Origin of the sequence: Methylocapsa palsarum (genome assembly GCF_900114285.1) — a bacterium.
Classification (GTDB): Bacteria; Pseudomonadota; Alphaproteobacteria; order Rhizobiales; family Beijerinckiaceae; genus Methylocapsa; species Methylocapsa palsarum.
The window spans coordinates 96,919-115,523 of sequence record NZ_FOSN01000003.1; the positions used below are offsets into that span (position 1 = coordinate 96,919).

General features: G+C 62.0%; 21 protein-coding genes. 11 read left to right on the plus strand and 10 right to left on the minus strand.

The features are described 5' to 3' along the window. Positions 1–6 precede the first annotated feature (6 nt). The 3 genes from BM177_RS05080 to BM177_RS05090 form a co-directional block, all read right to left on the minus strand. Positions 7–402, minus strand: coding sequence for a phage holin family protein (locus BM177_RS05080; RefSeq protein WP_091679166.1), 396 nt, complete (start codon positions 400–402; stop codon positions 7–9). Next, positions 395–757 carry a hypothetical protein gene (locus BM177_RS05085; protein WP_139223515.1) on the minus strand — a complete coding sequence of 121 codons (363 nt, stop codon included), beginning with the start codon at positions 755–757 and terminating at the stop codon, positions 395–397. Before BM177_RS05085 ends, BM177_RS05080 begins: the two co-directional genes overlap by 8 nt. A gap of 289 nt (positions 758–1,046) precedes the next feature. Further along, positions 1,047–1,379 (minus strand): ElaB/YgaM/YqjD family protein, encoded by a 333-nt coding sequence (locus tag BM177_RS05090; protein WP_091679174.1) that lies wholly within the window; start codon positions 1,377–1,379, stop codon positions 1,047–1,049. Positions 1,380–1,540: 161 nt separating this feature from the next. Here BM177_RS05090 and BM177_RS05095 point away from each other — a divergent pair, with 161 nt between their 5' ends. Then, a complete protein-coding gene (locus BM177_RS05095) occupies positions 1,541–3,148 on the plus strand; it encodes an alpha-amylase family glycosyl hydrolase (protein ID WP_091679583.1) in 1,608 nt (535 codons plus the stop codon). A gap of 86 nt (positions 3,149–3,234) precedes the next feature. On the opposite strand, the gene BM177_RS05100 is transcribed toward BM177_RS05095, so the two are convergent. Further along, the gene (locus tag BM177_RS05100) at positions 3,235–4,644 is read right to left on the minus strand and encodes a hypothetical protein (RefSeq protein WP_139223516.1); all 1,410 of its coding nucleotides are present in this window, start codon (positions 4,642–4,644) and stop codon (positions 3,235–3,237) included. Between the two features lie 360 nt (positions 4,645–5,004). Here BM177_RS05100 and BM177_RS05105 point away from each other — a divergent pair, with 360 nt between their 5' ends. Together BM177_RS05105 and BM177_RS05110 are read left to right on the plus strand one after the other, a co-directional pair. Next, positions 5,005–5,931 (plus strand): ABC transporter ATP-binding protein, encoded by a 927-nt coding sequence (locus tag BM177_RS05105; RefSeq protein WP_091679181.1) that lies wholly within the window; start codon positions 5,005–5,007, stop codon positions 5,929–5,931. Next, positions 5,928–6,716 (plus strand): ABC transporter permease, encoded by a 789-nt coding sequence (locus BM177_RS05110; protein ID WP_091679185.1) that lies wholly within the window; start codon positions 5,928–5,930, stop codon positions 6,714–6,716. The genes BM177_RS05105 and BM177_RS05110 overlap by 4 nt, the downstream gene beginning before the upstream one ends. A gap of 44 nt (positions 6,717–6,760) precedes the next feature. Here the strand turns inward: BM177_RS05110 and BM177_RS05115 are convergent, their stop codons facing one another. Beyond that, positions 6,761–7,012 (minus strand): hypothetical protein, encoded by a 252-nt coding sequence (locus BM177_RS05115; protein ID WP_091679188.1) that lies wholly within the window; start codon positions 7,010–7,012, stop codon positions 6,761–6,763. A gap of 94 nt (positions 7,013–7,106) precedes the next feature. Next, a complete protein-coding gene (locus BM177_RS05120; protein ID WP_091679191.1) occupies positions 7,107–8,543 on the minus strand; it encodes a lipopolysaccharide biosynthesis protein in 1,437 nt (478 codons plus the stop codon). A gap of 213 nt (positions 8,544–8,756) precedes the next feature. Between BM177_RS05120 and BM177_RS05125 the strand changes: the two genes are divergently transcribed. After that, the gene (locus tag BM177_RS05125) at positions 8,757–9,488 is read left to right on the plus strand and encodes a cytochrome c biogenesis CcdA family protein (protein WP_091679195.1); all 732 of its coding nucleotides are present in this window, start codon (positions 8,757–8,759) and stop codon (positions 9,486–9,488) included. Between the two features lie 24 nt (positions 9,489–9,512). On the opposite strand, the gene BM177_RS05130 is transcribed toward BM177_RS05125, so the two are convergent. Continuing rightward, positions 9,513–10,103: a ParB-like protein gene (locus BM177_RS05130; RefSeq protein ID WP_139223517.1), complete on the minus strand. Its 591-nt coding sequence runs from the start codon at positions 10,101–10,103 to the stop codon at positions 9,513–9,515. Positions 10,104–10,151: 48 nt separating this feature from the next. Here BM177_RS05130 and BM177_RS19435 point away from each other — a divergent pair, with 48 nt between their 5' ends. The 3 genes from BM177_RS19435 (at position 10,152) to BM177_RS05140 (ending at position 11,996) form a co-directional block, all read left to right on the plus strand. Beyond that, positions 10,152–10,391 carry a hypothetical protein gene (locus BM177_RS19435; RefSeq protein WP_139223518.1) on the plus strand — a complete coding sequence of 80 codons (240 nt, stop codon included), beginning with the start codon at positions 10,152–10,154 and terminating at the stop codon, positions 10,389–10,391. Continuing rightward, positions 10,384–10,983, plus strand: coding sequence for a flavin reductase family protein (locus BM177_RS05135; RefSeq protein WP_244532124.1), 600 nt, complete (start codon positions 10,384–10,386; stop codon positions 10,981–10,983). The genes BM177_RS19435 and BM177_RS05135 overlap by 8 nt, the downstream gene beginning before the upstream one ends. 659 nt (positions 10,984–11,642) lie before the next feature. Further along, a complete protein-coding gene (locus BM177_RS05140; protein WP_091679591.1) occupies positions 11,643–11,996 on the plus strand; it encodes an usg protein in 354 nt (117 codons plus the stop codon). Positions 11,997–12,048: 52 nt separating this feature from the next. Here BM177_RS05140 and BM177_RS05145 read toward each other — a convergent pair whose 3' ends face one another. Further along, on the minus strand, positions 12,049–13,143 hold the full coding sequence (locus BM177_RS05145) for a class I SAM-dependent methyltransferase (protein WP_091679203.1): 1,095 nt from the start codon (positions 13,141–13,143) through the stop codon (positions 12,049–12,051). Between the two features lie 285 nt (positions 13,144–13,428). Between BM177_RS05145 and BM177_RS05150 the strand changes: the two genes are divergently transcribed. Then, entirely contained in the window at positions 13,429–13,704 is a 276-nt protein-coding gene (locus tag BM177_RS05150; RefSeq protein ID WP_139223519.1) for a hypothetical protein, read from the plus strand. Positions 13,705–13,714: 10 nt separating this feature from the next. Here the strand turns inward: BM177_RS05150 and radC are convergent, their stop codons facing one another. Further along, the gene (gene radC / locus BM177_RS05155; RefSeq protein ID WP_091679211.1) at positions 13,715–14,425 is read right to left on the minus strand and encodes a RadC family protein; all 711 of its coding nucleotides are present in this window, start codon (positions 14,423–14,425) and stop codon (positions 13,715–13,717) included. Then, on the minus strand, positions 14,422–15,258 hold the full coding sequence (gene map, locus BM177_RS05160) for a type I methionyl aminopeptidase (RefSeq protein WP_091679214.1): 837 nt from the start codon (positions 15,256–15,258) through the stop codon (positions 14,422–14,424). Before map ends, radC begins: the two co-directional genes overlap by 4 nt. A 290-nt stretch (positions 15,259–15,548) precedes the next feature. On the opposite strand from map, the gene BM177_RS05165 reads away from it, so the two are divergent. The 3 genes from BM177_RS05165 to BM177_RS05175 all read left to right on the plus strand — a co-directional run bounded on the left by BM177_RS05165 (position 15,549) and on the right by BM177_RS05175 (position 18,448). After that, the gene (locus BM177_RS05165) at positions 15,549–16,856 is read left to right on the plus strand and encodes a homoserine dehydrogenase (RefSeq protein ID WP_091679217.1); all 1,308 of its coding nucleotides are present in this window, start codon (positions 15,549–15,551) and stop codon (positions 16,854–16,856) included. A 156-nt stretch (positions 16,857–17,012) separates the two neighbouring features. Next, positions 17,013–17,744, plus strand: coding sequence for a hypothetical protein (locus BM177_RS05170; protein ID WP_425284370.1), 732 nt, complete (start codon positions 17,013–17,015; stop codon positions 17,742–17,744). A 155-nt stretch (positions 17,745–17,899) separates the two neighbouring features. Then, on the plus strand, positions 17,900–18,448 hold the full coding sequence (locus tag BM177_RS05175; protein ID WP_091679222.1) for a CDP-alcohol phosphatidyltransferase family protein: 549 nt from the start codon (positions 17,900–17,902) through the stop codon (positions 18,446–18,448). The last annotated feature ends 157 nt before the right edge of the window (positions 18,449–18,605 follow it).

Sequence of the window (18,605 nt, forward strand, 5' to 3'; positions counted from 1 at the left end):
GCCCCTTCACGACAACTGCCCCTTGACGACGTTTGCATCCTTGACGACCTGCCTGATCGTTCGTTCTGGCGCCAGTGTCACGGCTTTGCCAGCACGCCAGGCCGCTGAGAAAACAGCACCGCCGATTAAAGCTGCGCCAAGACCCACCGCCAGCTCCGCAAAATCGGCGCGAAACTTCAGGACGACGAGCCAGTCGACAAGAGCCTGCAGCAACAGAAACAACGCGACGGCCATCAGTACGGCGGAAACGACAAAGCTCGCGACGATACGGATGAGCTTATCGACCATCTCCCGCACTTCGCTTCGCGCCAGCCGGAACTCGCTCTGCACCAGATCCGCCGCATGGGTCGCAACCTCGACAAAAAGCTCCGGCGTCGAGGGACGGCGAACCCTCTCATCCATGATTCAAATCCCGCGCATGGTTCAAATCCCGCGGCCGGGAATTTGCCGTCGCGCGGCTAAAATCGCCGGAGCCTGACTTGAGAAGGCGCGACAACATAAAGCCGACGATAACGCTTCCTCCGAAGAAAGCGACCGGCTCGGTCCGGGCCAGAGAACTCACCGAAGCGACGATGTCTTCGATTTTCTGATCCTCAAGGTCCTTCGACATTTGCTCGACCTTGGTCGCCGCGTTGCGGATGACGTTGGCGAGACTAGGGCTTTCGCCGCCAAGGCGGTCGGCAGCTTCCTGCGCCGCCTGCGCCGCGCTTCCGACGCTTCGCAAGCCATAGGTCTTTTGCTGCTCCGCGAAATTCATCAACCCCTCTCGCATCCTGGATCCGCTCTGAGGCAATACATGCTTTCGCGAATCCGGAGCGGCTCCAGCAGTTTTGCGGCTCGCTTGCGGAAAATCGGTTGAAGGCTTGCCGAAAGCTGCCGACCGACCGGACGACGCCGATGGACGAGACATGGAAGGCGATTGAGACATTTGGGCTCCTGCCGCTACGCGTATTAAACAGGTTCAGCCGGGTTTTGTTCCTAAGCAAGTCGCCATCAAAGCTTAAGCAAACTCGCAGGACCGCTGCGCCGACTGTGAATTCGCCGCTTTAGTCGCTGCGCGGCGCCAGTCCGCGGCTCAGCATTCCCATGAACAGGCCGAAGGAAAACGCGATCGTTACGGCGACGAGAGGGTTACGCTCGATTGTAGACTCGAGTTCAGCGCCGATGCCGTTGATACGATCTTGAGCATCCTCTGTTGTGTCAGACAATTTCCGGCGGGCGTTGCCGACGGTGCCCATGACAGTATCGGTCGTCTCCGCCGCCTGCTTGCTGACGAGATCAGTCACGGTGATGGTAAGTTTTGCGATCTCATCGCGGAGAGAGGCAAGATCGCCCGGGACTTCTTGGATGGCTTCGTTGATCGACTTTATCGCGGACATGTGCGCTCCAATGAGGTTATATCTGAAGCGGCGACAGGGGCCTCGCTTCTTCTACTGGGCTTAGCAACGCCGCAATATTGGACAAGTTCCTCATTCGACGGCGCCGCGCTCGCGGCTGGGAAGACAGGAGCGGCTGGGAAGACAGGATAGGAAGGCGCGCAATGCCCGACGCTTGGTGGAAGACGGCTGTCGTTTACCAGATCTATCCACGGTCGTTTCAGGACTCGAACGGCGATGGAATCGGGGATCTTGAAGGAATCCGGTCACGGCTCGACTACCTCGTCTGGCTCGGCGTCGACGCCATCTGGATTTCGCCGTTCTACCCCTCGCCAATGCACGATTTCGGATATGACGTCGCGGATTATTGCGATGTCGATCCGATCTTCGGATCGCTCGCCGCCTTTGACCGGCTCGCGGCGGACGCCCATGGGCGGGGGATCAAGATCATTCTCGATCTCGTCCCCAATCATACGTCTTCGTCGCACGCCTGGTTCATGGAGAGCCGCGGCTCCCGCGATAATCCAAGGCGGGGCTGGTATATCTGGCGCGACCCTGGGCCAAATGGAGGGCCGCCGAACAATTGGATCAGCAATTTTGGCGGGCCGGCGTGGACCTTCGATGACGCGACAGGGCAATATTATTATCACGCCTATCTGCCGACGCAGCCGGATCTCAACTGGCGAAACCCGCAGGTGCGGGAGGCCATGCATGAGGTGATGCGGTTCTGGCTGAAGCGCGGGGTCGATGGTTTTAGAGTCGACGTCATCTGGCATCTGATGAAGGACGAACTCCTGCGCGACAATCCGCCCAATCCCGCCTGGACGCCCAAGGATCCCGCCATCGAGCGGCTCTTGCCGGTTTACTCGGCCGATCAGCCTGAAGTTCACGACGTGATCGCAGGGCTGCGGCGCGTCCTTGACGAGTTTGACGCTCGCGTGCTGATCGGCGAAATCTACCTTCCGCTCGAACGCTTGGCGGCCTATTACGGCAAGGATCTCGCCGGCGCCCATCTCCCGTTCAACTTTCAGCTTCTGGAAGTGCGCTGGTCGGCGAAGGCGATCGCCCGCCTCGCTGAAACCTACGAAGCTTCAATCCCAGAAGGCGGCTGGCCGAACTGGGTTCTCAGCAATCATGATCGGCCGAGGATCGCCGCGCGGGTCGGCGCCGCGCAGGCCCGGATCGCAATCATGCTGCTGTTGACTTTAAGAGGAACGCCCACCCTTTATTATGGCGATGAAATTGGCCTCAGCGAGGTCGAGGTTCCGCCCGAGCGGATTCGGGATCCATGGGCGCTGCGGGAACCGGACATCGGCGTGGGGCGCGATCCAGCGCGCTCGCCGATGCAATGGGACGCCGGCGCCTTCGCCGGCTTTTCGACGCACGAGCCGTGGCTGCCTCTGACCGACGATTGGCTGACGCGAAATGTCGAGACGATGCGCGTCGCGCCGGGGTCGGTGCTGCGGCTTTTCCGGACTCTCCTCTGGTTCCGGCGCAGCCGCAGTTCCTTACGCAGTGGAGATTGGCGCCTGTTGTCCGCGGAGGACGACATTTTGGCTTACGAGCGCGCCGACAGCCGCGAGCGCACGATCGTCGCGCTCAATTTCGCCGCCGCTCCAAGGCAATGGCGGCATCCGGACGACCTGCGCGATGGTCTGATTGCACTTTCGACGCAGGGCGATCGCGGTAGCGATCCCATTGGGCCCATTCTGAATTTGCGCGCGGACGAAGGCGTCGTGATCGCCGCCGCCAGAAAGACGGCGCCGCTCTGATCGAAGGCGCTCGCCTGACGCTTCGCAGAAGCAGGCGGCTGAACCGCCGCCCCTTCAGATCGTGGGTTTCAACATAACGGCGGTCCTCAGGGATTGGCGCCGGCGTCATGGCGCCGCCAGTCGAACATCTTGACCGCGTTGTTGACCGAATTCACGGCCATCTGCATGATCGACGACACGCCCGTCACTGCCGGATTGGCCGCTTGAACCGGGGCGGACGCGGTTTGCTCGGGCAGCGCCTCGGCTGTCTGTGTCGGACGCTCGGCGGCCGCATGCGCGACGGGCTTTGGCTTGATCGCAGCATGCGCAGTCTGAGCGTTGGCGTTGGCCTTGGCCCGATCGGCCGCCGCCTGCTTCGGCGCGGGCGCCGGATGAGCCGGCTTTGCGGCCGCCGCTTTTACGATCGGCGCCGCGGCGGATTTGGCGGGAGCTGCGGGTTTAGCCTGCGCGTTGCTCAGCGCCGGTGCGGGCGTTGCGAGAGGCGCGGGAGCGGCGGCAGGCGTGTCGATCAAGGCGGCGGCGGGTTTGGCCGCGGAGAACGAATGCGGCGTGTCCGTCATCGATTGAGACGAAAGGGAAGACTCGGACTGAGACGAAAGAGAGGATACGTCGGCGTTCGCCGGAGCCAGAGCGGCGACGCTTGGGGCCGTTTCAGCGAGAGGCGCGGCGACGACGGCGGGCGTGACGGCCGCCTCGGCGCCGCTCGCCACCCGCACCGCGTCCGCAGCCACAGTGGCGCCTGCTTCGTCGGAACTCGCGAGCGCGGCGTCCGGAGCGTGTTTTTCGGTCATCGCCTCGTGCGTCTGCTGTGAATCGGGCGAGATCTCGGCTTTCAGCTGCGCCGGTTGCGCGCCGCCCGCAAATCCGCTTTCGAACTTCGCAATGATGCCGCCCAAACCCACGACGACGATCGCGGCCATGATGTAGAGGGTGCGGCGCGATCGGGTTTCTTCGTCGGCTCCCGCGCGATCCGAAACCCCGCCGGCGATCATGTAGCGTTCCGATGGATCGAGACCGGAGAGGGGTTTTACGGCTTCGTCTCCGGCCAGTTCAGATTCGTCTGATCTTTTCAGCGCAAAGACCGGCTCGTTCGCGCCGCCGAGCAAGGCGGCCTCGATTTCCGAAAAGTTGTCGCGGACGGCGCGAAGCGGAGAAAGCGCCTCGGAGCGGGCGGCTCCGATCCTCGCATCGGGCGAGGGCTCGATCGAGCCGAGCAATCCAGCCTCGATCGCGGCGAAATCGCCGCCGATTCGAAAATCCCGCGGGGAAATGTCCTTGGTGGAAATGTTCTGGGCGGAAATGTTCTGGAACGACGCCATAGGCGACGCCTTTGGCTCCGCGGAGCCGCGGCCATAAAGATTCTGTCCGTCGGCGAGGCCGGAAAATTCCGCCACAGGAGCTTCGTTGACCGGATCCGCATTGAACTGAAGCCGCAGCCGGCGCTCAAACTCGTCCAAATCGATCATAGGGCGCCGTTTTTCAACAGGCTCACTCATGGTTCAGATCTCCTGTTCCGATCGAGTCCCCGCGTGCTTGGCCGCTGGACGTCGTCGCAGTGCCGGAATAAATATCCGGCGAAATATCGATTGGGAATTTCACTCCCAACACGTTAAGCAAGGCCTTATCGACTATCCGCATCAGGCGCGACCAGCTGAGCCGATCTATCCAAAATGCGGAAAGATATTAAGAAAGCGTAATTGTGGCTGTTCTTTGCTGCTGACCCAGAATCTTGCCCGTCGGCGTCAAGGCCAGCGCGATAAGCTTAACCTCTGCTGAAATGACGGCGCGGGAGTTTCGAAGCGCCCTTGTTCGTCGCCTTATCCCTTCGATTTGCTTTCTCCCCAGCCGGAGGCAACGTGCCGCCCATAATATCCATCTGCAATCTGACCAAGACCTACGCCTCCGGTTTTCAGGCCCTGAAAGGGATCAATCTGGAAATTCATTCGGGAGAAATTTTTGCGCTGCTTGGCCCCAACGGCGCCGGCAAGACGACGCTGATCAATATTGTTTGCGGCATCGTGAACCCGACGGGCGGCTTTGTGCTGGCCGACGGTCATGATGTCGTTCGCGATTACCGGGCCGCGCGGTCGCGCATCGGCCTTGTGCCGCAAGAGCTGTCTTCGAACGCATTCGATACGGTCTGGGCGGGCGTGACCTTCAGCCGCGGCCTTTTCGGCAAGCCCGCGGACAAGCCCTATCTTGAAAAGGTGCTGAAAGACCTCTCGTTATGGGACAAGAAGAATAGCCCGATGATGACGCTCTCAGGCGGCATGAAGCGGCGCGTGATGATCGCCAAGGCGCTTTCGCACGAACCTCAGATTTTGTTTCTCGACGAGCCTACGGCGGGCGTCGACGTCGAACTGCGGCGCGATATGTGGGAAATGGTCCGATCGTTGCGGGCGAGAGGCGTCACCATCATCTTGACCACGCATTATATCGAGGAGGCCGAACAGATGGCCGACCGGATCGGCGTCATCAACAAAGGCGAACTGATCCTCGTCGAGGAAAAATCGGCGCTGATGAAAAAGCTCGGCAAGAAACAATTGACCGTACAGCTGCAACATGCGTTGACGTCTGTGCCGGCCGGACTTGCCGGTCATCAGGTCGAACTTTCGGCTGACGGCGAGGAGCTCATCTACACGTTCGATCCGAGAAGCGGCGAGAAGGGGATCGCCTCGCTGATGAAGCAATTGAGCGAACTCGGGATCGAGTTCAAGGATTTGCAGACCAACCAAAGCTCGCTGGAAGAGATTTTCGTCAGCCTGGTAAGAGCCGCCCCATGAGCGCGCAAGAGAAGAGAAACGTCGTCGCGTTCGAGGCGATTCGCGCAATTTATTTTTTCGAAATGGCCCGGTTCCGGCGAACGCTGCTGCAGAGCATCGTCTCCCCGGTGCTTTCGACCTCGCTTTATTTCGTCGTCTTCGGCGCGGCCATAGGCTCGCGCATCGCGGCGATCGACGGAGTGAGCTATGGGGCCTTTATCGTGCCAGGCCTCATCATGCTCTCGGTGCTGACGCAAAGCATTTCCAACGCTTCATTCGCGATCTTCTTTCCGAAATTCTCGGGCACGATTTACGAAATTCTTTCCGCTCCTGTGTCCTATATCGAAGTCGTCGTTGGCTATGTCGGAGCGGCCGCCAGCAAATCGATCCTGCTCGGGCTCATTATCCTGGCGACCGCGCGCTTGTTTGTAACGTTCGACATCGCGCATCCGGTGTGGATGTTGTCGTTTCTTGTGCTCACGGCGGCGACGTTCAGCCTATTCGGATTCATCATCGGAATCTGGGCCGATGGATTCGAAAAGCTTCAGCTCGTGCCGCTGTTGATTATCACGCCGCTCACCTTCCTCGGGGGAAGCTTCTACTCGATCGACATGCTTCCGCCTTTCTGGAGAACGGTCACGCTGTTCAATCCCGTGGTTTATCTCGTCAGCGGATTCAGGTGGAGCTTTTTCGGGCGTTCCGACGTGAGCGTTGGACTCAGTCTGGCGATGACCGGCGTCTTTCTCTTCATATGTCTCGCCGTCATCTGGTGGATTTTCAGGACCGGCTACCGCCTGCGGACGTGACCAGCATCACGACAATGATCCGCGACTGCGTCCGCGTTTCCCGCTCAGTAGGTGCGGCCGGGACTGGTCTGGTCGGGTGAGTCGCGCCGGGAGTTCTCCTCCCGTTGCTGCTTCGCCTTGTGGCTCTGATGCACGCCGTAGGCGCATCCGGTGGCGGCCCCGACGGCGCCGTGCCCCATCATATGGCCGACGATTCCGCCCACAATCGCGTCCTTGACGCAGCCTGCTTTTGTCGGGCTGGCGGTGATGGCGAAGGCTAATCCGGCAATGGCCGCCGTAAAGATGAATTTGTTCATTTGATCCTCCTTCGCAGGGCTAACGGACAAGCGCAGGTTTGGTTCAAAGCCAACAGTCGGGACATCCTCAAAAAAAAGCGAGAGCCGCCGTTCCTCAGAGGGCTTTCATGCGCGCCGCCGTGACGCGCAGACGCGCCACAGCCAGACTGCGCATCCCGGCGACGTCAGCGCTCAACACGACGAAGGCGTAGACCGTGACCCCGGCCGCGACCTGCCCCGCGAGCGTGAAAAATCCTGGATCCTGGTCACGCATGGGCAGAAGCGCCGCGGCCATGATCGCGTTCCCCACGACGATCGTGGCGAGATCGCGGATGCGCGGCCATTGCGGCTTCGTCGCGCTGGCGCACGCGAGAAGCGTGACGAGAGCCGCGACGAGGGCGCCCGCCTGCGCGATCGCGAGGCTCGAAGCGTCGGAAGCTCGCGGCAGCAGGAAAATAAGCAGCGGATCGACCACGCAGGCGACCAACGCCGCGGTGATGAGAGGGCCGGTTTTCTTTTCGATCTGAAAGATCGGATAAATTCCGAATTGGATGATGGCCGTGCAGAACAGACCCGTCATCATCAAGGGGAGCAGCATGCTGAATGGGCCGCGGAACTGCGGAGGCACGATCAAGAGCTCCACCGACGGCAGGGTCAGCCACAATCCCGTGCAGGCGGGAAGGACCACGGCGATGACGATCGTCATATTGCGGGCGATCTGGCGTCTCGCCTGTGTCGCGCCGCGAAGCTCATGGGTCGCGACCGCGATCTGAAACAGGACGATGTCCAGCGCCGATCCAATCGCCTGAATCGCCTTGGTTCCGAAATCGAAGGCGAGCGAGAATTGGCCGGTTTCCGAAAATCCGTAAAAAATCGCGACAATCGAGCGATTGGCGAGCGGGATCAACAGGTACAAGAAATTGGCCCCGACGATCGGCACGCTGTAGCGCATGAGCGACTCGGCGATCGAAAATTTGGCGAGGATCGCCTTCGAGCCCGGATCGTTCAGCGCGGCCCGCGCCGTGATCACGGCGCCGCTGAGACTGACGATCCCTCCGACCAGCGTCATTTTCGCCGAGCCGAACCAGAACGCTCCGCCGCCCATCAGGGCGAAGGCCACAAGGTTTTTTACAAGGATAAGCCGTGTGAACAGGCGGTCGTGGAAGCGGGCGCGAACGAGGGCCGTATGATAGTCGAAAAGCCCGTTGGCGACAGCGACGCCGAGCGCGAGGGCGATCAAGCCGTTTGAAAGCGTGAAGCGGACGCCGGACAGCATGAGCGCGGACGCCCCGAGAGCCAGCCCCACGGAAATGATCGCGAAACTGAAATCGAGCGTCGCGCGCAACGCCGGCTGCTCGCTCCTGATCCTTTCGGAATAGAAACGCGTCGCGCCGAGCCGGATCCAATCGAAAAAGGCGGTCTGCACGGCGATCGCGGTCGCATGGGCGAGGGCGAAACGTCCGTATTCCTCGGGACCGAGGAATCGCGCGACCAGCAGGCCGATCGCGAAATTGAACAGGATATTGAAGAAAAACGCGACGAAAACGGTCATCGCGGAGCGTCGGCCGTCCGCCGCCCGAGAAGGTCTCGAAGAGGCGCGCGCTGGCGATGAGAGAGCGTTATTTCTCCAACCGGCGTCAACGTGGAAAATTCTCCCCCAGAACGATTCATTCGTATTTCATGCTAAGTTTAACCTGACGCGTCAAATTTACGCGAACAAGGCGCAGCGGCTTTGCGGCGGAAGACAGACCGGGTACAAGCCCGCATGACCCACGACGTTTCTCTCTCCGCCGCCGCGCTCGCCGGACTTTTGTCATTCCTCAGCCCCTGCGTTCTGCCGCTGGTGCCGCCCTATCTCACCTTCATCGCCGGCACGACGATCGAAGAGGTCGCGACCCAGCGCGAAAGCCAGGCGCGCAAGGATATTCTTGTCGCGGCGGCGCTGTTCATCTTGGGGTTTTCAACGGTGTTCGTCGGCCTTGGCGCGACGGCATCCGCGTTCGGTCAGGCGCTTCGCGAGCATCTTTCCACTTTGTCGCTTCTGGCCGGCGTCGCCATCATGCTGATGGGCTTCCATTTTCTTGGCGTTTTCCGGCTGGCTTTCCTCTATCGCGAAGCGCGCGTTTCGGTGGAAAAGCCGGTCGGGGTCTGGGGCGCCTATGTCATGGGGCTGGCTTTCGCCTTCGGCTGGACCCCCTGCATCGGCCCCATTCTCGCCGCCATCCTTGCCGTGGCCGCCTCCGAGGAGACCGTCGGCAAGGGCGCGACGCTGCTGGCCGCCTATTCGCTCGGGCTCGGCGTTCCGTTTTTCCTGGCGGCGCTGGCGATCGAACCCTTCATCCGCTGGATCAAGCGCTTCAAACGCTATTTCGGCGTTCTCGAACGCGTCGTCGGGGTTTTGCTGGTCGCCACCGGAATAGCCTTCCTGACCGGATCGGTTCAGGATCTCTCGTCCTGGCTGCTGCAGACGTTTCCGGGCCTCGCCAACCTCGGATGATCCTTGGCCGCCGGATGCGGGGCGTCAGCCCCAGTAACCCGGCAGATCCTGCGCCTCGGGCAGGCGCGCGAGCTTCGTCGCCACCTCGGCCGCGAGATCGAACTCCAGCTCGATCAGGCGCCGGCTCATGAAGGTGCGGAAGTAATCGCCCCACATGAATTCCTGGTAGGGCGTGCCGTGGTCGTCGAACGCCTTGCCGCGCAGGCGCCGCCCGAGCGTCCGCCAGATATTGTCGGTGAGGTCGGCGATGGAGGCCGGAATCGCGGCGAACGGTCTGCGATTTCCGTCGGCGTCTATTGGCCAGCAATAATGATGCGCCTCCATCGTGCGCCAGAAATCCCCGGTTTCCTTCTCGGACCAGTCGGCGAGCCGATCGCCGAGAATAGCCTCGGGAATTTTCAAGGACCAGAGCGCGCGCACGAGGTGGTGATGGTCGACGATGTAGATCCGCTGGCCTGGGCCCAGAACGTGAGGAATAGCCTTTTTCTCGAGAAGGGTCTCGAGATCGGAGGGCTTCATATCCGCGATCTTCGCCGCGCGGCCAGCGACCTCGTCGAGCCCGAGCGTCATCTGCGTCGGCCGCAGTTCGTCGATCGATATTCTTTTGGCTTTCATGCGCCCCGCCTTTGCCTTGAAGCCCAACGGCGACTGGAAATACTGAGAATGAACTTCAAAGAAAAATTATTGATAAAATCACTTGATCCCGAAACAGGAAATGCGCCGACGCAGGCCTCTTTGCGCCATGCGATCGGAAAGCGATCTAAACGAAGAGGTTTCACTCGGGACGAGGGGCGGGGCGGCCCAGCCTTTGCTGCTCGAACCTATGTTTGGGCCGGGCGCCCTAATGTCAAGCTTGCGCCAATGCTGAAGCTGCCTATGTTACAGGCTCCTTTTCATGTCTAGGATCGGGTTCCGTCGCCGCGGCGCCCCGGCGCCGAACGATTGGACCTGGAGCGCGGCGGATCATATGAGCGAATTGCACGACGGGGATGTTCTTTCGGCCGATCTGGAGGCGCGCGTGGACCCAGCCCGGTTTCGCGAGGCGATGAGCCGGGCGCCCGCCGCGGTTCATATCGTCACGACCGACGGTCCCGCGGGACCAGGCGGCATCACGGCGACGGCCGTGACCTCGATCTCAGCCGAGCCGCCGCTCGTTCTCTTCTGCATCTACAGGGCGTCTCCCACGGCGGAGAGGATGATCGCCAACAACGTTTTCTGCATCAACACGCTGGCTTCCCCTGACGAAGCGCTGGCGGACGTCTTTGCCGGGCGCACCCATCAACACCTTGAGGAGCGGTTCGCCAACGGGACATGGACCAAGCTCGAAACCGGCTCGCCCGTCCTCGCCAGCGCCGCCGCCGTGTTCGATTGCCGGATCGTCGAGGTGAAGCCGGCCGCGACGCATTACATCGTCATCGGAGCTGTCGAGGCGGTCAGCTTTGGCCCCGAGCAGGAAAGCCTCGTCTATCTCCATCGCAAATACAGAACTCTTTGAGGTCAGGCCTCGAGAACGAGGCGCGACGCTTCTCTTCGGCGCCCCTTGAGCGGGACAGACTTTCCTGACGCCGTTGGGCCTTCGCCGTTTGCGAAGTCGATCCCTTGGCAGGCGCAGCTTTCTTGCGGCTGATTTCTTGACGCCGCCCTTAGAGCGCTTTCCGATCGCATGAAATCATGCGATCGATCAGAAATCGCTCCAGGGTCAAAGGCTTGAGCATATTCTTGTCGATTGGATTGATTCAATCCAATCGGAATATGCACTAGCGGCCGGCGCCAATACAGGCGCGGCTTTCATGGCTGAGACCTTCTCTTTCATTCGCCACCAATCTTTCATTCGCCGCCAAGGGTTTTGAACGAATTGCCGGCCGACGCATTCAGCGGTCCTGGTCCGATGGCGCCGGGCAGATGGCGAAGGAAGGCATTTGTTCAGGATTTCAAGCGACGATTTTGTGTCGCGCGCGTCGAAAGCGCGCCTCAAGCTCAAGTCGGCATGCGGTTTGCTCGTTGTTTGCGGAGGACTCTGATTGTGCGGAGGACTCTGATGGTCTCCGCTCCAACGCGGAGGCCGACCGCGCGTTGAGACAGCAGGCGAGGACTTTCATCGCGAGATCAGCGATGAACCGGGTCGCCTTGCGTTACTGGCGAGGAGAATGTGAAATGACCAACGCCAATGACACGGGATCTCCGAAGGTTCTGGGATCTCCGAAGGTTTTGGGAAGCCCGAAGGTGCTGGGAACCCCGAAGGTGTCCGCCGACTTTCTCAAGCAGCTTGCGGGCTACGGACTGGCGACTGCCGAGATCCTCTACAGGCTGCCGGATCATCCCAAGCTTTTGCAGACATACATCTGGCAGGATTACGATATTGCGCCGGATTTTCCGACCTTGATCAAGTTTTTGACGTTCTGGCGCGAGAAACTCGAAGGTCCGCTCCACAGCGTGCGCGTCGGCCATAGCAAGCTGATCAAGCCTGCCGAATTCAGGACAATCGACGGGGAGTTCCGGCTGAACTGAAGCGCGTTCGGTCACTCTGCCTCTTCGCAAAAGCTGGAGACGGCGGCCTTTGTTAGCCGGCCCCCTGAGTCTCCGGCCGCGCCGGCTTGTCGAACGCCATCACTTTCGAGACGAACGCTTTTGTCGTCCCGGCGTTCGTCAGGCCGCACTCGTTGCAGAGGGTGGTGAAGTCTTCGCCGATGTAGCTCTTGTAATAGGGTTCGTGAAAACTCTGCGGGAAAAGGTCGAGCAGGCCGTCGTAATCCGGCTCGTCGCCGCATTGTAGCGAATCAACAAGGACAAGCCGGCCGCCCGGTTTCAGCACCCGCGCGAACTCTCGCAACACGGTTCGGCGCACCTTGGGCGGGAGTTCGTGAAACACAAAGATGCTGGTCACAGCGTCCTGGCTTTCGTCCGGCAGCGGGATCAATTCCATATTGCCCACGATCAGGCCGGCGCGGGGCCAGCGCGCGAGATGCCGCCTCGCCTCGTCGAGATAAGGTTCGGACAGATCGAGGCCGGTCACGCGGAGCCGGGGCCATGCCTGCTTGACGAAATCCAGAAAGCGGCCGGTTCCGCAGCCGGCGTCGAGCAGGCGCAGCTGGCGCTGGTCCCGGCCTTTGAAGGCCTCGCTCAGAAACGGCAGCGCCTGGCGACGGATGGCGTTGGCCGCGCCATTGAACAAAACCTCGACCTGGGTATCGTATCGCTTCGCAGAATCCTCCGTCATCCAGCCGCCGGACTGGAAATGAAAATTCTGCAGGTAGTAGCGCGGCCGCTTGCCGCGATTTTCCTCGGTCAGGACTTCGCTGTGCTCGCCGTTCTCCCGACGCCGGTGCACGACGGGCAGATCCTCGAAGAAAAGCCTTGAGCGTTCGATCAGCGCCGCGAAGGATCCGTCGTGGTCCGCCGGAACCGGATAGATCCCTGCTTCGACGTTGGCGAGGTCCTGGCGCCAGAGCGCGCCGAGATCGGCAAGGAAGCGCTTGCGGTCCGGCGTCGGCCCGTCGGTATGGGGCCGCGGCCGCGCGCTCTCCCTGTCTTGCTCGCGCTGTCGTTGCGCCGCCCGGCTCATGGCGATCCCGTGTCCGAGATACCAGGCGATGCGGGGCAATTGCCGGGCGCCGTAGGCGGCGCGCGTGGCGAAGCGGGACAAAGACGAGGTCATGCCTGTACTCTCGGAGATCGACGCGACGCCGCCAAGGTTGCTGCAAAAACATCCAGCGAACAATGATTTTGCGCTCTTAGGGGGCGTTCTTCCCAGATAGGAGGCGGTTCGGGCGACGTCCAGAACTCCCTGTCGGCGGACTTCGCGATTTCCCGCGCATGTCAGGCATCAAAAGAATTTGACCGTCGGCGGCGATGAGCCCCGGTTCGCTCGAAGCGGTTTGGACTTTACAACCCCGAGGGCTATCGTTGTCCCTCAATGAAAACAATTGCCGGGAGGAAGAAAATGACCTTACTCGATCGACGTTCATTGCTGCGGAACCTGCTGGGCGGCGTGGTCGCCTCTGCAGTGGTCAGCGGGACGTTCGCGCCCGGCCTCATCATCGCGTCGCCCATGCCGGTGAGCAGGCTTCCCACCGCGCCGGCCGAAAACCTCGTCGAGGAAGCCCGGGTCGTCGTGCATCACCACCACCATCATCACCGGCACTCGCGCCATTGGCACCACCATCGCCGGCATGTGTGCTGGTGGCATCAGGGGCGGCACGTCTGCGGTTGGCGGTAGGTGGCGAGCTTCAGATCAGCCGTAGCCCTTTCAGACTCGCGTGGCCGTGACGGCCGATGATCAGGTGGTCGTGGACCTCGACCTTCAGCGGCTTTCCTACAGCGATGATCTGATGGGTCATGTAGATATCGTCCGTCGAAGGCTCGGGGTCGCCGGACGGATGGTTATGTACGAGGATGATCGCCGAGGCGCTGAGTTCGAGCGCCCGGCGCATGATCTCTCGCGGATAGACGGGGGCATGGTCGATGGTGCCGACGCCCTGGACCTCGTCGGCGATAAGGTGGTTCTTCTTGTCCAGAAAGAGAATCCGGAATTCCTCGCGGTCGAGGAAGGCCATCGCCGTGCGGCAATAATCCACCACCGCGCTGAAGCTCGAGAGAGACGGCCGGTTCTCGATGGAGGATCGGGCGAGCCGGCGCGCGGCGGCCTCGACGATCTTTAATTCGCAGACGGCGGCCTCGCCGAGGCCATCGATTTCCTGAAGCCGCTCCGGCCGCGCCGACACGACCTGCGCGAACGAGCCGAAACGCGAGATCAGGCTCTTCGCGAGCGGCTTGACGTCTCGCCTCGGCATCGCCCGGAACAGGACCAGCTCAAGAAGTTCGTAGTCGGCGAGGGCGTCCGCTCCCGCCTTGCGGAAACGGTCGCGCAGCCGTTCGCGATGGCCGGTGTAATGGGGCTCGGCGGCGTCTTCGGGGCCGGGAGCCGCCGCCCTTGTCACGAACCGCCCGGGGCGTCGAAGGGCGGGTGATGGAGCCCCTTGGGGGACATTGTGAAGGTCTCGAACCCGGTTTCGGTGACGGCGATCGAATGTTCGAACTGCGCCGACAGCGAACGGTCTCGGGTGACGGCGGTCCAGCCGTCGGAGAGGATCTTCACCTGCGGGCGGCCGAGGTTGATCATCGGCTCGATGGTGAAGAACATGCCCGGCTTCAGGATCACGCCTTCGCCGCGCCGGCCGTAATGCAGGATGTTCGGCTCGTCGTGAAACAGGCGGCCGAGGCCATGGCCGCAGAAATCGCGCACGACGGAGCAGCGCTCCGACTCGGCGTATTCCTGGATGGTGGCGCCGATGTCTCCCGTGGTGGCTCCGGGGCGCACGGCGGCCATGCCGCGCATCAGCGCCTCATAGGTCACTTCGATCAGGCGCTGGGCGCGGCGCGAGGTCTCGCCGACGATATACATCCGGCTCGAATCGCCGTGCCATTCGTCGAGGATCAGGGTGACGTCGATGTTGACGATGTCGCCGTCCTTGAGCGGCTTTGCGTCAGGCATCCCGTGGCAAACGACATGATTGATCGAGGTGCAGATCGATTTGCGGTAGCCGCGATAGTCGAGCGGGGCGGGGTAGGCCCCGTGGTCCATGGCGAACTCGAAGACCAGCTTGTCGAGGAACTCCGTGGTCACGCCGGGGCGGACCAGTTCGGTCAGCATGTCGAGCGCTTCCGCGGCGAGGCGGCCCACGCGGCGCATTCCGGCGTATCCTTCCTCTCCATGCAGTCTGATATGTCCGCTCTTGCGGCTTGCAACCTCTAGCGCGTCGACGAAAGTCATCGATATTAATCTCGAAGGCGGAACCAATGGTTCAGGATCGCCCCCAATCTAAGCTTTTGTCGCGCCGACGCAAGTTTGACTTAAGAAAACAAGGGCGCTTCGACGCGATTGCGGCGGGATTTTCCGCGAGCCCGCGATCGAAACGCCAAGCTGCGTCTAAGCTTTGCCTGGGATCGTCGCCCGCCACGCTCGGTTGATCGCCGGCGGAAAATAAGGCACAAGGTCCGCCGTCGCCCGCGCTTCGCGGTTGCGGCCCGTCCCGCACTCTCTTTCGGCTGGCGCCGCATCTCATGCTGCCTCCCTTGCGCATCGGCCTTGCTGGCCTTGGCACCGTCGGCGCGTCCGTCATCGCTTTGCTTGACCGGCAGGCGGCGGCGCTGACGGCGCGCATCGGGCGCGAGGTCCGCGTCGTCGCGGTCAGTGCGCGCGATCCCGGCAAGGAGCGGGGCGTCGACCTTCAGCGTTTCGCGTGGGTCGCCGATCCGGTGGCGCTCGCAAAATCGTCCGATATCGACCTTTTCGTCGAATTGATCGGCGGCGAGGAGGGCGTCGCGCTGGCGGCCGCGGAAGCGGCGCTCCGAGCCGGCAAATCCGTCGTCACCGCCAACAAGGCGCTGCTCGCCAGGCATGGCATGCGCCTCTCCCGGCTGGCCGAGGAACATTTCGTCGCGCTCGCCTTCGAGGCCTCGGTCGCCGGCGGCATCCCGATCGTCAAGACCTTGCGCGAGGGCCTCGCCGGCAATTCGATCGAGCGGGTCTATGGAATCCTCAACGGCACCTGCAATTACATCCTGTCGCGCATGGAGCTTGAAGGTCTGTCGTTCGCCCGCTGCCTCAGCGAAGCGCAAGGGCTGGGTTACGCGGAGGCCGACCCCACCTTCGACATCGGCGGCTTCGACACGGCCCACAAGCTCGCCATCCTCACGTCTCTCGCCTTCGGAACCGTGATCGACGCCGATTCGATCGCGATCGAGGGCATTCAGTCGATCAGCCTCGCCGACCTCGAAGCGGCGGCCGAACTCGGCTACCGGGTGAAGCTCCTTGGCGTCGCAAGGCGGACGGCGGATGGGATCGAGCAGCGCGTGCATCCGACGATGGTGCCGAAGTCCTCGTCCATCGCGCAGGTCATGGGCGTCACCAACGCGGTCACGATCGACGCCGACGCCGTGCACGAACTGACCCTCGTCGGCCCCGGCGCCGGCGGAGAGGCGACGGCCTCGGCGATCGTCGCCGACATCGCCGACATTGCGCGGGGCGTGCGGACGCCTCCCTTCGGCCTGCCCGCGGCGTCGCTTGCGGCGATGCCGCACGCGCCGATGCAGCTTCACAGGGGCGGCTATTACATCCGCCTCTCCGTTCACGATCGTCCGGGCGCTGCGGCGGCGATCGCCACGCGCATGGCCGAGCGCGACATTTCGCTGGAGAGTATCGTGCAGCGCCGACGTCCGGGCGCGCATGAGGGACCGGCCGGAGCGGTGCCGGTCATTCTCATCACCTATGCGACGCATGAGAAGACCATCCGGGAAGCGCTGCAGGCGGCTGTCGCGGACGGATTTCTGGCGGAACGGCCGCAAGTGATCCGCATCGAGCGGGAGTAGGGCGCCCTCGCCGCCGGGCCGATAAACGCGCGCTGGCATTCTTCTTGCGGAATTTCCTCCGAACCCGCTCCGGTCGTTCGTCCTTTTGCGACGCTTTTGTCCGGCGTGCTGACCATCCGGCCTGTCAGAGGATGTTTCGTGACCGATCTGGAAGAAATGAAAAAGCGCAAGATGCCGCTCAATCTGGCGATTGTGCATGTCGATCCTGACGCTTTCCTCGCGAATTTCATGGGCTGGCTCGAAATTACCGCGTTCATCAAGGCCCAGAGGGAAGGCGAAGCCGAAATTCCCGCCGACGGGATCACGCCGAAACTGTCGCCGGAGAAGCTGCGGACGGGCGGGGTGCACGATGTCGGAAATGACGCGATCTTCGCATTTTGTATGACCGCGGCGCTGAAAGCCGACAAAGCCGCCGTGGACAAGGTGGAGGCCGCCCTCATCGAGAGCATGGGGAAGGAATTTCCAGGCTCCTTCGGCCTCTGGCATTTCCGCGCCACGATCGACGCTCCGGTGACGCTGGAGGATTTTGTCGGTCAGGCGGGCAAGAAATTATTGGCTGAGGATCTGCCGCCGCCGCCGCTCCGGGCCAAGGAAAACTGGAACACCGGGCTGCGTTTCTTTGAAAAAGCCCGGAAAACCAATTTCGTCCGCGAGGTCATGTACCCCCTCGCCTTATGGACTCGCGCGCGCTGGACAGAGACCCAGGAAAAGGGCGTGGCGTTCCTGCAGCACATCGAGGACAACCTGCCGATCCTGCGCGAGGCGCTCGAAGACGGCCGCAACGACGAACCCTTTATCGCCAATGTCCTTTTGAAAATGGCTCCCGGCGTCGACATGGAGCTGAACGAGGAATACCAGGGCTATCTGCGCTCCCTCGCCCGACGCTGAGAGAGCAGGGCCTTTTCACCGCCTGTTTGCGCTGGTCCGCTCGAGGGCGAAGCGCTGTTGATCTGCGCCCCGAGGCCGCTAGGGATCGCGCCGCCTCCATGATAACCTGACTGCGTTCCGGGCCTTTTCTTCGTCCATGCCCGCGCGGACCAGCAATGGGATTTTCGCTCACCCGCAGCCTGCCGAATCTGATCTCGCTCGCGCGGCTGGTGCTGGTTCCGGCCATCATTTCGATGATCTCCGCGCAGCGGTGGAAAGAGGCCAGCGTCGTCTTTGTCGTGGCCGGGGTTTCCGATGCGCTCGATGGCTGGATCGCCAGAAGCTTCAATCTGCGCAGCGAACTTGGCGCCTACCTCGATCCGCTGGCCGACAAAGCGCTGATCGTTTCGATTTACGTGACGCTGGCGATCGTCGGCGTCCTGCCCGCGACCATCGCCATCATCGTCGTCGCCCGCGATGCGATGATCGTCGGCGCCTTCATGATTTCATGGTTTTTGGACAAGCCGGTCGAGGTCCGGCCGCTTTTGATTTCGAAGCTCAACACTTTGGTGCAGTTGACCTGCGCGGCTCTCGTGCTCGGAGCCAAGGCGTTTGACGTTGCGACCGGCGCCTGGCTCGGGCCGCTGATCTACCTTGTGGCGGCGCTCAGCCTCGCGTCTCTGGGGGCTTATTTTAACGGATGGATCAGACATATGAGCGTCTGATCGCCGGGAGCGAAGAATTGCGAGGATATGATATAGGTATCCGCCGCAGGTTGGGGCTCTCATAGTCGGGTTTTCATAGGCTTGGGCTCCTCACGGGCTAGGGCTCTCAGGCTTGGGCGTGAGGGCGCTGGCCGCACGCAGCGCGAAATCGGGAGAC

Bases quoted from the DNA above. Each gene is read 5' to 3' on its own strand.
- BM177_RS05170 (WP_425284370.1), top strand. From the start codon at position 17,013: ATGAAAAAGCGCAAGATGCCGCTCAATCTGGCGATTGTGCATGTCGAT.
- BM177_RS05130 (WP_139223517.1), bottom strand. From the start codon at position 10,103: ATGAAAGCCAAAAGAATATCGATCGACGAACTGCGGCCGACGCAGATG.
- BM177_RS05140 (WP_091679591.1), top strand. From the start codon at position 11,643: ATGACCAACGCCAATGACACGGGATCTCCGAAGGTTCTGGGATCTCCG.
- BM177_RS05100 (WP_139223516.1), bottom strand. From the start codon at position 4,644: ATGAGTGAGCCTGTTGAAAAACGGCGCCCTATGATCGATTTGGACGAG.
- BM177_RS05080 (WP_091679166.1), bottom strand. From the start codon at position 402: ATGGATGAGAGGGTTCGCCGTCCCTCGACGCCGGAGCTTTTTGTCGAG.
- BM177_RS05175 (WP_091679222.1), top strand. From the start codon at position 17,900: ATGGGATTTTCGCTCACCCGCAGCCTGCCGAATCTGATCTCGCTCGCG.
- BM177_RS19435 (WP_139223518.1), top strand. From the start codon at position 10,152: ATGAACTTCAAAGAAAAATTATTGATAAAATCACTTGATCCCGAAACA.
- BM177_RS05115 (WP_091679188.1), bottom strand. From the start codon at position 7,012: ATGAACAAATTCATCTTTACGGCGGCCATTGCCGGATTAGCCTTCGCC.
- BM177_RS05120 (WP_091679191.1), bottom strand. From the start codon at position 8,543: ATGACCGTTTTCGTCGCGTTTTTCTTCAATATCCTGTTCAATTTCGCG.
- BM177_RS05150 (WP_139223519.1), top strand. From the start codon at position 13,429: ATGACCTTACTCGATCGACGTTCATTGCTGCGGAACCTGCTGGGCGGC.
- map (WP_091679214.1), bottom strand. From the start codon at position 15,258: ATGACTTTCGTCGACGCGCTAGAGGTTGCAAGCCGCAAGAGCGGACAT.
- BM177_RS05110 (WP_091679185.1), top strand. From the start codon at position 5,928: ATGAGCGCGCAAGAGAAGAGAAACGTCGTCGCGTTCGAGGCGATTCGC.
- BM177_RS05085 (WP_139223515.1), bottom strand. From the start codon at position 757: ATGAATTTCGCGGAGCAGCAAAAGACCTATGGCTTGCGAAGCGTCGGA.
- BM177_RS05095 (WP_091679583.1), top strand. From the start codon at position 1,541: ATGCCCGACGCTTGGTGGAAGACGGCTGTCGTTTACCAGATCTATCCA.
- BM177_RS05165 (WP_091679217.1), top strand. From the start codon at position 15,549: ATGCTGCCTCCCTTGCGCATCGGCCTTGCTGGCCTTGGCACCGTCGGC.
- BM177_RS05135 (WP_244532124.1), top strand. From the start codon at position 10,384: ATGTCTAGGATCGGGTTCCGTCGCCGCGGCGCCCCGGCGCCGAACGAT.
- BM177_RS05145 (WP_091679203.1), bottom strand. From the start codon at position 13,143: ATGACCTCGTCTTTGTCCCGCTTCGCCACGCGCGCCGCCTACGGCGCC.
- BM177_RS05090 (WP_091679174.1), bottom strand. From the start codon at position 1,379: ATGTCCGCGATAAAGTCGATCAACGAAGCCATCCAAGAAGTCCCGGGC.
- BM177_RS05125 (WP_091679195.1), top strand. From the start codon at position 8,757: ATGACCCACGACGTTTCTCTCTCCGCCGCCGCGCTCGCCGGACTTTTG.